We start from the raw sequence: 12634 nt of genomic DNA on the forward strand, positions 1-12634 counted from the left end.
GAGATCCATGCACTGGTCGGTCTGAACGGTGCCGGAAAGACCACGATCATGCGTCTCATGTTGGGGATGATCCGCCCTGAAGGCGGTGAGGTTTTGATGGACGGCGTGCCGCTGGCCGCCCTACCTCCACGCGCCTGGGCGGAGGTCGGCCATCTGGTCGAAGAGGCGCTCGCATATCCAGAACTCAACGTGCGCACCAACCTGCGCCTGTCTGCCAGGATGCACGGCGCAACCCCGAACGATGCGACGGCCATGACTGAGTCCATGGCGGACGAACTGGATCTGCGGAGGTACCTGAACATCCGCGTCAGTCGTCTCTCACTCGGCAACCGACAGCGCCTCGGACTGGCCACAGCGCTGCAGCACAATCCTCGCCTCATCGTCCTGGACGAACCGACCAACGCGCTCGACCCCTCAGGAGTGATCCTGCTTCGAGAGGTGATCCTTCGCCGCGCACAGTTAGGTGCCGGAGTACTCGTCTCCAGTCATCACCTCGACGAAGTCGCTCGCATCGCCGACAGAATCAGCGTCATGAACGACGGCCGCATCATCGGCGCTCTCGATCCCGGCGCCACCGATCTGGAGCGAGCGTTCTTCTCGCTCGTGCACGCCGATGACCTCTCACGGCGGCAGGCATGAACGCCTTGCGCATCGCACTAGCGGTCGAAACTCGCAAAGCCGTAGGCTCACGGGTGGTGCCGTGGACCTCCGGAATTCTCCTTGTCGGCGTCGCGGCCCTCACCGGGGGGCTGCTCGCCGCGGCCGATGCCGGCGACGAGCGAGTATTGGCACGCCTGGGACCACTCGCCGGGGAAGACGGCTGGACACTCCTCGTTGGCACCGCAACACAGATCCTCGCCGCCGGAGGATTCGGAGCATGCGGCATCCTCATCGCCTGGTTGTACGGTCGCGAGTTCTCGGACCGCACCATCGCTGGTTTGTTCGCTCTCCCCGTGCGACGCTCGGCCGTCGCGGTGGGCAAGCTTCTTGTCTATCTGGCGTGGGCTGCGGCTATGGCAATCGCGCTCACAGTCATCCTCAGCCTGACCGGGATCGCATCCGGACTGAATACATCGGATCCAGAAAACGCCGCCCAACTGTTCAGGATTCCCCTTCTCACACTCCTCACGGCATCGCTCGCCGTGCCGGCGGGCTGGGTTGCGAGTCTCGCGCGCAGCACCCTCGCCGGCATCGCCGCAACCATCGTGCTGCTGATCGTTGCTCAAGTCAGTGCACTGCTGGGAGCGAGCGTCTGGATTCCGCTCGTCGCCCCCGCGCTTTGGGCGATCGCTCCGGACACCGTGCCATGGCCAGCATTGCTCGCAGTCCTCACCATCCCCATCGCGTTCGGCGGAGTGACCACGCACACGTGGGCGCGGATGCAACTCGATCGGTGAGCGGACCTAACGGATCGTCACGCGGGTCGTGAAAGGTGGGCTGCTATGGGCAACGTGGACCAACGAAGGCTTGCGCGCCAAGGGCTTGCGCTAACCGACTTCTCTGCGAAAACTGAGTTGGCTGCGGTCCCGGTTCGGCCCGTTCAGGAATCGGCAAGCGCGACGCCAACGTCTCCCTATCGGCCGTCGGCAAACTTTCGGCTTGGCCAGAGTGGCGAATATCCGTAGGACCCGCTAGCACTAGTTTTCACGGTCAGGTGCTTCATAGGGGGGCAAACACGGCGCTCGAAACGGATGCACGACAACGCACCCAGACGCGGCCGCGGCTACGCGACGCACTTTCCCGCTCTGGACACCTTCACCCGGCGAGAAATGGCCAGCGAAGGAGCGAGGAACAACAACGGCAATCGATCGAAGTTCACTTCTCGCCAGATCAAAGTCTTCGGCGACGTCATCCATAGCTTCGCCCGCTCGAACGCGGCTGACAACATCCTCGACTCGGACACCCAGTCTCTGGACGGTGGGTTGGCCCGAGTTGCGAGTCGGGTCGACTATCACCTCAATCGATTCGTACGCCGGCAGTCGAAGTAACCGGGCGAACCCGTCTTGGTAGCTAATGCTCTTGAGGAACTCGGCGCATCGAGGCGTCTTTAACGAGGCCGTCGCGCGAAGACGATCACGCGAGCGTCATGGTGATAGATCGCGTGGGCCTCGCTCGTCCTGCAAGCGGCTTAACCTCCAGTGACGCGCTTCCTTCTCGACCGGTCGCTGGGTCAGCGTTCGCTCGTGTCGAGGTTGCGCGATGCGGGGTGGGACGCCCAAACCCTTGCAGAGCAGTATGGAGACGCGCGCGCTTCCGCCGAGTGGGGCTGCCAATGGCGCGCATCCGTCCAGCGGTCGAGGTTCTTCGTGAGGAGATTGGATTGGAGAACGCTCTTCTCAGCGCACGCAGGCACTATAAGTGTGCGCGCTCGGATCCTTTGTCTTGATTGGGATCGCGTGTCAACCTGGTTACATGGCTCGAGGACGCCGAAACGCGAAGCGAGAAGCCGCGGAAACTCGCGCCGCCGTGGCAAAATCCGCGGCCGTCGATGTGGTTCCGCACGACAACGAGCTCGTCCTCGCCATTGCGGTAAAGGATCTCCGCCCCGTCCGTCATGAGTCGCTCGCGCCGAGCCCGATCCATTCCTCGTCCCGCATCGACTGAGCGTGCCCATGCCGCCGCTGAAGCGCGAGCGGCCAAGACCCGACAGATTCTCCGTCGCTGGGGGTCTCCGCGCGGTGCGCTCGACCGGCTCAGCGCGGTATCGAAGGAGCTCGAACAGCTACATCGCGCTGAGGGGGGAGCCGGTCGATCGGTTCTACGGCGGTTCGGCTGCCAGTGAGCCAGATGCGCATCCCTGGCTCCCCGTTCCAAGCTCGTGGCACAGTTGTGGCACGGTTGAGCGCGACACGCCGCGCATTTAAAGGCAGGGGGATGCTGGTGTGCCACTTTTTCGGTCACCCGAAAACCCCGTAATTACGCGGTAAAATAGCTCATTTGCACCTCAGAAATGAGAGTTCGAATCCCCTATCCTCCGCTCTGTGATGAGTCGCGACATAGGTCGCTGATGAGTCGCGAGATGTGTCACTTTTCAGAAGCCCCCAATTCTTGACCTGGGTCAGACCCGACCCGGCGCAGCACCACCACAAGTCTTCACAGATCTTGCCTTGGGTCTGCGGGTGTCCGGGGGATCCGTTCTTCTGTTTCACTCCGAGGACGGGCAGCAGATGCTCGAATGCGTTGCGGCCGCCGCCGAACGGTGCGGTGTAGACACGGCCGTTGTCCGGGAGGGTCGAGGCGGGACGCCGTGGATCTCGGTCGCGGTCGGAGACGAGTCGCGAATTGGTCACCGACGTGGTCACCGTGGCACCCATCACCGAGACCACCAGCATCGGCGCCTACGTCGAACCTGCGCCGGCCCCGGTAGCACCGTCAGGATGCGATTCGAATCACGCGGACGCGTGCGTTCCCGTCTCGAGCGACGTCGACTGTGCCGGTGGAAGCGGAAACGGACCCGCATACTTCGACGGCGTCGGGCGTATGCCGACACTCACGATGTGGGCGCAACCGCGAGGGTGCCGGCGGTGATCCTAGGCCGTGGTCGAGCCCGACGACTGACGGTCCTGTGCCGCTTGAACTACCGAACGAATTGCCGCCGCAACTCTGCGTGCGTGCCTTCGCTGCGATACCAGAGACTCATGGCTAGCGCCGTCGACGACCTCGAATCGGGCGTTCGCGGTCAGTCCAGCGAGCTCTAGTTGCAGGGCGGTCAGCAGGTCACCCCCGACCGGTTGGTCGGTGACGGCGAGCACGGTCAGTGGCAACTCGCCGAGCGGGGCGGCGGCGTTGAGTTGATTCCGGCTCGTTTCCCAGGCTTTGGTTTGAGCCGCTTCGGTGGCGGCGCACCGGGGAAGGGCCGACGCGGCCCGCAACTGCGCTACCTGCTCGGCCGGCAGGCCGTTCGAGATCGCCCGCGAAGCATCGAGGGCCCGCAACATCCCGAACCAGGCCAGCACACTCAGCAGGCGCTGCGAGGCCGCGAGAATCCGATCCGCGTGCCGCACCGGCCAGCGCGCCCACTGGTCGGGGTGTGATGCGTCCACCAGGACCAGTCCCGCGGTGAGTTCGGGATAGACGTCGGCGAACGCGCGAACCGGGAGACCGCCGAAGGAGTGCCCGGCGAGCACGAACGGCGGTTCGATGCCTGCTGCGGTCATCGCTTGCCGGAGATCCTCGGCGATCGTTCGGGCGTCCCGGGGTCTTCCTGTGGGTTCACTCCAGCCCAGCCCCGGTCGGTCGTACGCAACGGTTCGGATGTCGGACAATTCGCGCTGTACCCAGTACCAGTTCGGCGAAAAGGACCCCATTCCCGCCTCGAGGATGACTGCCGGCCCATCCCCATCAGGTCCGCTGATCAGCAAGTGCATCTGATGACCGTGCACGTCAACCAGAACGCCAGGCGGTGCGAAGCGCCGACGATCCCGGACGGTCAGGACCTGCTGGACGGCAGCCGCCAAGCCGAGCCCCGCCCCGCCGAGCAGCGCGATTCCTGCCCACACCTCCCGAGCCGTCAACGGCCCCTTCATGCTCATCACTCCAGCATCCTCGCCAATCGCAACGGGTGCGACCCGTCGCACGGGAGCACGGCTCCGCGACGTGGCGAAGCAGATCGCGAGCCGACGCGTCTCCATCTGAGCTGGGGGCCACTCTCCGGCCCGAGACGACCTCGGTCGAGAGATCAGCCCGAGGGGTTGTCCACGGGGCGACCCTCGTCGTCTGTGGTGTCAGGCTTCTCGGGCGCACCACCGGAAGCGGTATCGGCTTCCTCGTCTTCGCCAGGCGTGCCCTGCGTGTTCTGCTTGTCATTGTCCATTTAGCCACTTCACCCGCCCGCAGCCGTTCCCCGCCACGGGTTGACAATTCCGCATGGTCGCGTTCGTCCACCGTGCGGTTCGCGGAGGACCCGACATGGGATGCCGCGGCGTGCGGTTATCAATTGGTGAAAAGTCGTGCCGCCGGTCGCGGTTCCTGGTAAAGGGTCGCTGCCGGCTTTTCGCCCGATGCCGGGTAGGAACCCCGCGGGAACGCTGAGCCGAGGCTCGACCCCGACCCTGCTCCGCGTGAGCGCTCCGAAAGGCCGAGTACGTCACGGCTGTGCTCGCATCCCGAGGGGATCGAACGGCGTCCGGTGTAAGCGTCTCGTGACTCTCTGATTCGGACGGATACCCCATAGCCCGTAGCTGGTCCTATCTGCGGAGGTCGGGGGTGTCGATGTCGGCCTGGGCGCGGCTCTCCTGCGGTGTGTTCCCTAGGTCAGTCGGGATCTCGGCCGGTGCGGACCCGGCATCCGTCGATTGCCCCGCCTGGCCTCCCTCGGACTCGCCCCGCACGTTAGGAAGCTCGTCCGCGAGGCCTTTCTCCGCCGCCGCGATGGCATCGGCCGCCCGCACAAGCGCCAGGTGCGACAGGGCCTGAGGGGTATTCCCCATGTGTCGCGCGCGAACCGGGTCGTACTGCTCGCTCAGCAGCCCGACGTCGTTCACGAAGGAAGTCAGGCGATCCATGAGCGCGCGGGCGGCCCGCACGTCACCGCAGGCGGCGTACTGCTCTACCAGCCAGAACGAGCACGCCAGAAACGGATGCTCCTCCCCGCTGAGTCCGTCGACTCCGGCCGACGTGCGGTAGCGCAGCAGGAGTCCGTCGCGCATCAGGTCTTCCTCGATGGCAGCGACCGTGCCCAGCATGCGGGGGTCGTCCGCCTCGACAAAACCGATCTGCGGCAGCTGGAGCAGCGCCGCGTCCAGCTCCGCGGAGCCGTAGTACTGCACGAAGGTGTTCCGTCGGGGGTCGTAGCCGCGGTCGAGGATCTCCTCGCGAACCCGTTCCGCGATCGATGCCCACTTCCGCGCATCGCCTGGCAGTCCGAACTCTCGAACGGCCCGGGCACCGCGATCGAAAGCCGCCCACACCATCGCGCGTGAATGCGTGAAGTGCCTCTCCTCGCCGCGGATCTCCCAGATGCCGCGATCGGGGCTCTGCCAGTTCTCCTCCAGGAAGTCCAGCAGCGCGCACTGGAGCGGCCAGGAGGCTTCAGTCTCCTGCAGCCCCGCGGCGCGCGCACCGTGCAGCGCGACCATGACCTCGCCGAAGATGTCCCACTGGCGCTGTTCGTACGCGGCGTTGCCCACCCGAACCGGGGCGGCGCCGCCATAGCCGGCCAGCTCGAGGATGTCGTACTCGTGCAGGCGACGCTCTCCGCCGATGCCGTACATGATCTGCACATCGCGAGGAGCCCCCGCGATGGCCCGCAGCAGCCACCCGCGCCACTCCTCCGCCTCCGCCCGATACCCGTGAGTCAGCAGCACGCTGATCGTGAGAGCAGCATCCCGCAACCACACATACCGGTAATCCCAGTTCCGGCCGCCGCCCTCGGTCTCCGGCAGGCTGGTTGTCGCCGCCGCCGAAATGCCCCCGGTGTCCTCGTCGGTCAGCGCTCGCAGGACGAGCAACGACCGCTGCACCTGCTCGTCGTACGGGCTCGGCGGTTTGCTGCGGGCGGCCCAATCGCGCCACCAGTCGATCGTCACCTCGAGAGCTCGGTCCACATCGAGCGGCGGGGGCGGATCACGATGAGACGGATACCAGGTGACGACGAGATCCACCACGTCGCCCTCACCGACCGTGAAGTCCGCCGCGTGCCGGAGGTCCTCGGGCTGCATCTGCGGGCCGCGCCGGATCACGGTCGCCGGCCCGGCCGTCGCGAGGAGGGCGGGCTGATCACCGTACGTCGTCTGACGCACCCAGGGAACGGCCGACCCGTAATCGAAGCGGATGGCGATCTGCTCCTGGAACGTCACGCTTCCGCGAACGCCACGGACCCGTCTGACGATGTTCGGTCTCTGGTCGCCGAGCGGCATGAAGTCCCAAACCTCCGCCTCGCCCTCGGGGGTCTTCCAACTCGTCTCGAGAACGAACGTGTCCGGCAGGTACGACCGGCGGACGTCGACAACGCTGCCGGTCGGCGAGAGCGTCCACCGACCCGCGTCGTCGCTGTCGAGGAGGGCAGCGAAGAAGGCAGGAGAGTCGAAACGCGGCAGACAGAGCCAGTCAATGGAACCGACCGATGAGATGAGCGCCGCGGTGTGCAGATCGCCGATCATCGCGTAATCTGCGATCGGCGTCGGGACGCCGACGTCTCTCCGGGAGCTGCGCGACATGCTGCAACGCTAGAAGCGGTGCCTCCGGTGCGCGCGGGGTTGCGGACGTCCCCACGGCCGAGTAAGGCCCCCTGGCTAGTGATGCCGTTCGCATCCTGACGCCTTCAAGCTGCTTCCCGCGCGGATCGAACCCTTCAAGCCAATCAGCGGACTCTCGTCGCGCGTGCGGCGTGTGACGCCAGGGTGCCCGGCCAGCAAGAGCCGGGCACCAGTCAGTCACCGGTAGAAGCCGCCGTAGTAGTCGCCGAGGCGGTTTCGGTAGGCGACGTCATCGAAGTCGGTGTCCTGATCCAGCTCCGGAGAGTTCTTGATCTGGTCCTTCGTCAGGTCGACGTAGACCTTCCGGTCGGCGTCATCCACCCGCTCGATGGTGCCGGCGGGAAGGATCACCTTGCGGCCGAAGATCCACGCGCCGGTGTCGACCACAAGACGGCTCGTGCCCACCTCGTCGCTGGACTCATCGATCTTGCCGATATCACCGTCGCTTGCATGCACCCCATAGCCGACCAGACTTCCGGCGCCCTGCGTCCGACGGGCCGGCTGCCGGTAATTCCACGCGTCCCATGATGCAGACGGGGCAGGCGTCGACGTCACATCGGCGGTGTCATCGGGACTCTGCTTGCTGGCGGCGACACCGACAGCCGCAGCTGCTGCACCTGCGGCGGCGAGTCCGACGCCCGCGGCGACCTTGCCCGAGATCCCCGCCTTGCCGCTGTCACCCCGCGAGGCGGCCGCGGTCTCGATGCCAGGCTCGTCAGCGGTGGTGCCACCTGCTACCGATCCGCGCCACGCTCCGGTGGCATAGCCCTCGGATTCGATGAAGGCCTTGAACCGGTCCAGGTCCTTCTCGGCGATGTTCTCCACGACGTTCAGCTTGTCGCCGATCTTCTCGACCAGCCCCTCGGGCTCGTACTCGAGAACCAGACGCACCTGTGTCTGTCCGCCTCCGACATCCTCAAATGTCACGGACCCCGAGTTCGTTGCGCCCTCCGTCGCCGCCCAAGAGACCTTCTGGTCAGGCACCTGCTCGAGGATTCTCGCGTTCCACTGCCGGCGGACCCCGGCGATCTCGGCAACCCAGTTCAAGTGCTCATCGTCGAGCTGAGTGACGGATTTGACGCCGCCCATGAAGCGAGGGAAATCTTCGAACTGGGTCCACTGGTTATACGCGACGCTGAGCGGGACATTGACGAGGATGCTCTTTTCGACCTTCGTGCTCATGAGTGTTCCTTTTTTCATCGGGTTGATTCGGGCGATGTGTGCGCCCATAACCACCGAAGCAGGCCCGAGGGCGACCAGGTACCCCCTTGCGTTTGTCGACATGCGGAATGACAATCACTCGTCCTCCGTTGGGTGGCGGGCGGGATCGACGCCGCCCCCCGATCGAGTCCGCGGGGTCCAACCGGCAACCACTCCAGAACAGTTGCTGTTCATCGCCGGCCACGAGCCGAGCGACCGCATTCGCTATGGAGTGATCCTCAATCAGAGCGAATCGCGACGCGGGCCCAGGTTGATCATGCAGCCGAACGGCAGAGGGGTGATGCTGAACCCGTTGGTGAAGTCGAGCGGGTCGTCGGAGTCGACGGGGTGAATTTCCTCGGGTATCGGGTGTGAGCGCAGATCGTGTCGGGTGGGATTGGGGGGTACCGGTGGCGGAGCGGCGGGGCGGGTGCTGCTCGGCCGGATGGTGCGGACGGCTGCGCGGAGCGGTTCACCGACGGGCACTTCCGCGCCGCAGGTAGCGCAGACCCTGCCTGTGCGGTTGACGCCTTCGCAGACGCGGCAACGCCACACCGGGCCCAGTGGATTCATCGGGGCGACCGGCCCGTCAGTTTCCCGACGAGTTTGCCGACCAGTCCGCCGGCCGGACGCGGCTCGGGCCCCGTCCCGGTCCCGGAAGGAGTGGCGTGCCGCAGTCCTTTGCCCCGAAGAGCACTCGACGGTGCGCGCGTCTCCGCCGGTGCAACAGACGAAGGAGCACCGGGGGCCCGCGTGGGCGAGTGATCGCTGGGCAGGCGGATCCCCATCAGCGTCGCGTGCACATGCGCGATGGCGGGGCGTCGGCTCGGATCGGCGAGCAGCATGGAGTCGATGAGATCTGCCAGCACCGGAAGCACGCCGGTGCGCGGGACGCGCAAGACCTCGCCGTGTCGGATGGCAACCGCGGCTTCGTGGTAGCGGGCTGCGTCGAAGGGCGGCATCGCCCCGGTGAGGAACTCCGTGAAGATGAGCCCGAGCGCGAAGATATCGGACGCGACACCCAGCTCCTTGGGCTGGACGCCGGCGTCTTGGATGTAGCCGAGCAGTTCCGGGGAGTAGTAGTTGATGGTGCCGACGATCTGATCGAACGGCGGCGGATTGCCGGCTATATAGGAGCTGTCGAAGTCGATCAGTTTGCTGGTGTAGCCGAGCTCGGTGCGTTTGACCAGGATGTTGCTGGGCTTCAGGTCGCCGTGCACGATCCGCAGGTCGTGCAGGATCTTCAGGCTGTGGGCCACGGACTTCATCAGCACCAGCTGCCTGCGCAGGCCCAGGGAGGCGACACCACCCGGGCCGAGATCCTCGCTGTCGACCTTCTCGGTCACCTTGTAGTACTTGGCGCCCCACCGGAAGAAGTCGAGGGTCACGATGAGGTTGCCGCCGTACGTCGACAGCGGCGCCAACGCCTTCTGCATGCCGAGGTGCTGTGCTTCGAAGACGGCGCAGCGGGCACGCTTCTTCGCCTTGATCTTCTCGCTGCCCGGCGCCGCGTCGTCGGGGTAGGTGGGCGCCAGGAACTCTTTGATGAAGAACTGCCGACCACCGCGCTCGGCATAGGTCCACTTGCTCAGTCCTGCACCGACCACCTTGAAGTCTTCCAAGATCAAGTAGCCGTTGACCACGTCGCCGGCTTTCATGACGTTCCCTCAATCTTCGGCGACCCGTCGTGAACGTCGTCAGCGATGGTGGTCTCGGCCTGCGCTGCCTCGCTCACGGGCTCTGATGCCGGGACCACGACGAGAGGCTCAGTGGTTTCGGGAGCATCGGCGTGAGGCTCGATGGGACCGTGCAGGTAGTGCTCGTAGCCGGACTTGTAGCGCGTCCAGAGCTGTTCGGTGTCGTCGAGTTGGCGCTGCTGAAGCCGGTGGAGCTCCTGTTCGGCGCGCTCCACTGACCGGCTGAGGGCATCGATCGGGCCGGTGTACTCGGCGGCCAGATCGGCCACTCGGGGCGTATAAAGCGACTTCAGCTCGTCAAAGTCGGCGCCGACCGCGATGACTGCCATCGCGGCATCATCCCCGGTGACCGGAACGATCGCGTCCTGTATGGCCTGTGACCAGCCGGTCACGCTTCTTGCAGCGGCGAGCGAGCCGAGCACCAACTCTTCGAAGTGCATCGGGGACGGCAGATAGCCGAAGCATCCGTCGGTGGCGCAGACGAGGAGGAACGGAGCTTCCAGCTCGACCCGGCGGTAGTTGACGTGGAACTCGGTGTCGGCCGAGATCGCGTTGCTCACCACAGAATCGCGTCGGAGGTTGGACATCGCATCTCCTTGGTCGCGGAGGTCGTCGATGGTCAGCTGGCGTGCGCCGGTGGGCTCGAACACGTACCCGCGGGAGTCGCCTGCCCAGAACACATGGATGAGCCACTTCGATCCGCCGCGGTGGCTGCGTTGCAAGGCCAGCACAGCCATCGTCGTAGGCAAGGCGCGCAGCAACCGCGACCGCAGACCGCTCTTCGGCGCTTTCAGTTCCGCCAGGCGATCCTGCAACGCGTCCCGGACGGCACGTTGCAGTTCTTCCGCGGCGGCCTCGCCGTTCAGGTTCCAGTCCGGAACGAGCAGATTCAGCATCTCCTGTTCGACGACATCTCGCGCAATCCGTGAGGCCAGGTAGGCGCCGCTGCGGGGGCCGTCGGGGGTGTCGTAGACCGTTCCGCCGGCGCCACCCATACCGTCGAAGACGGCCAGCAAGCCGAGATCGGGTCCGTCGCGCAGAATCGGGTCGGAATCCTCGCCGTGGTCGGGGATCTTGCCGAGATTGAAGCCGAACGAAACCGTCGGTCCCGGCGCGGGAAGACCTGGGACGGTCCCCCCACCAGTCGTCGCGGTCTCGCTCACACCGAGTTGCCGATGGAGTCGATGATCGTCCCGTAGTCCACCTCGGACAGTCCGCCACCGGCCTGTGAGGGGTTGTGCACGACGTTCTCCCAGACCGCGGAGATGTCACTCCAGCCCGGCCCGTCGGGCGCGAACAGGATCAGCCGCTTGGAACTGGAGCCCATCGTGCCCTGCTCGTCTTCCCACGCATCGGTGAGGGCGCTGAAGTCGGCCGGGACCCTGGAGGCGAAGTCGGCGGGGACGACGCTCGCATCGAGCGGCTGTGCCGGCTGGTCGGTCCACACCACGATGACCTGGCGTCGGCGGTCACCGACAGTGGTCCACGGGGAGTTGATCGCCAGAGCTACGGCCTCAAGCCCTGACTCGGGCGCGTCGCCGCCGCCCTGGGCGATAAGCCCGTTGACGAACTCCGAGAACCCGCTGCGGTCGGCGGGAAGTGTGTAGAACGGGGACTCTTCCAGCGCAGCGGCACCGTCGGCGACGAAGTCGCGGAACGCGATCACCCTGACACGGAGTTGGGAGACGTTCTTCCCCTTCTCCGTCAGGTTCGCCTGGACATCGTCGTAGAAGCCGATCGCGTTCTCCTTCACGGCGTCGATGATCGGGGTCATGCTGCCGGTGACGTCGATGCAGAACACGATGTCGACGGCGTAGCTCAGACCACGCGGAGCCGCGAGGCTGGACTGTGCGGCGGCCGGCTCCGTGGCGGCGGGAGTATCTCCATCCGAAGACGTAGAGAGCTCGGCGCCCGGGTCGACCACGACGTCGGCGGCCTCCGCCGCCTCGGGACGAGCGGCGTCTGGTGCGGTGGGCGCATCTGTGGCGGTGGGGTTGTCAGTCATCGGTCTCTCCTTGTGCAGTTGGCTGGGGATATTTCACGGTTAGGGCCTGGACGCTCTCGACGATGCACGTGCTCCGTCGCTGGTGGCGGGGGGGTGGCCGCCCTCCTGAAAGGCGCCGTCACTGACACGTTCGCTGTGCTTGCTCTGCGCATAGTTCATCGGCTCGCTCCTCTCGAGGAGGTGAATCGGGGGTCTGCCCCCAACGTTGCCAGTTGCTCCGCGAATGACGGGGCGCTTGACCGGGAGGGCCGTGTGTGCAGTGACGCCACGATTTGGGCCGCTCCAGGCGGTGGACATCGGCCCCTACCCCGGCAGCGGGAACCGCAGAAGGAGGCCATCACCCCTGCGGTAACCTCGACGGCAGAGGGCTTAGCGGGGATGGCCACGGCGCCCGCCGAGCCGAACCGCGTCGGCGGCGTAGTGGCGCTGCGCCGCAGGGTAGGCGACCCTGTGCACGCGCGCAACCCTGCCTTGTTCGTGGCGGACCGGCGCACGATTGAACCATCCCGCTCACGCTGCTGCGGATCGGTGTCGGA

Annotated in this window: 10 protein-coding genes and 1 pseudogene; 2 read left to right on the forward strand and 9 right to left on the reverse strand. The window is 65.9% G+C overall.

The genetic code is table 11. From position 1 onward, the window contains the following. The coding region (locus tag VFX99_RS15565; RefSeq protein WP_329667202.1) for an ABC transporter ATP-binding protein at positions 1-639 on the forward strand (639 nt) is incomplete at its 5' end. Beyond that, the gene (locus tag VFX99_RS15570) at positions 636-1397 is read left to right on the forward strand and encodes an ABC transporter permease (protein WP_329667203.1); all 762 of its coding nucleotides are present in this window, start codon (positions 636-638) and stop codon (positions 1395-1397) included. The genes VFX99_RS15565 and VFX99_RS15570, both read left to right, overlap by 4 nt. 240 nt (positions 1398-1637) lie before the next feature. Here the strand turns inward: VFX99_RS15570 and VFX99_RS17335 are convergent, their stop codons facing one another. From VFX99_RS17335 to VFX99_RS15605, 9 genes and pseudogenes are all read right to left on the reverse strand, one after another. Further along, a complete protein-coding gene (locus VFX99_RS17335; protein WP_414684406.1) occupies positions 1638-1955 on the reverse strand; it encodes a DUF433 domain-containing protein in 318 nt (105 codons plus the stop codon). A gap of 1143 nt (positions 1956-3098) precedes the next feature. Then, positions 3099-3242, reverse strand: a pseudogene (locus tag VFX99_RS17340) (IS481 family transposase); the annotation flags it as partial. A gap of 288 nt (positions 3243-3530) precedes the next feature. Continuing rightward, a complete protein-coding gene (locus VFX99_RS15575; RefSeq protein ID WP_329667210.1) occupies positions 3531-4532 on the reverse strand; it encodes an alpha/beta fold hydrolase in 1002 nt (333 codons plus the stop codon). Positions 4533-4678: 146 nt separating this feature from the next. Beyond that, positions 4679-4813: a hypothetical protein gene (locus VFX99_RS15580; protein WP_329667204.1), complete on the reverse strand. Its 135-nt coding sequence runs from the start codon at positions 4811-4813 to the stop codon at positions 4679-4681. Between the two features lie 373 nt (positions 4814-5186). After that, complete coding sequence (locus VFX99_RS15585; protein WP_329667205.1) at positions 5187-7157, reverse strand: glycoside hydrolase family 15 protein; 1971 nt, start codon at positions 7155-7157, stop codon at positions 5187-5189. A gap of 216 nt (positions 7158-7373) precedes the next feature. Then, the gene (locus VFX99_RS15590) at positions 7374-8378 is read right to left on the reverse strand and encodes an SRPBCC family protein (protein WP_329667206.1); all 1005 of its coding nucleotides are present in this window, start codon (positions 8376-8378) and stop codon (positions 7374-7376) included. A 587-nt stretch (positions 8379-8965) separates the two neighbouring features. Further along, entirely contained in the window at positions 8966-10054 is a 1089-nt protein-coding gene (locus VFX99_RS15595; RefSeq protein ID WP_329667207.1) for a protein kinase domain-containing protein, read from the reverse strand. Beyond that, positions 10051-11109, reverse strand: coding sequence for a PP2C family protein-serine/threonine phosphatase (locus VFX99_RS15600; protein WP_329667208.1), 1059 nt, complete (start codon positions 11107-11109; stop codon positions 10051-10053). The genes VFX99_RS15595 and VFX99_RS15600 overlap by 4 nt, the downstream gene beginning before the upstream one ends. 143 nt (positions 11110-11252) lie before the next feature. Continuing rightward, positions 11253-12098, reverse strand: a complete 846-nt coding sequence (locus VFX99_RS15605) for a vWA domain-containing protein (protein WP_329667209.1) — start codon at positions 12096-12098, stop codon at positions 11253-11255. Positions 12099-12634 lie beyond the last annotated feature (536 nt).

The organism is Microbacterium sp. (assembly GCF_036277215.1).
In the GTDB taxonomy this organism is placed as follows: Bacteria; Actinomycetota; Actinomycetes; order Actinomycetales; family Microbacteriaceae; genus Microbacterium.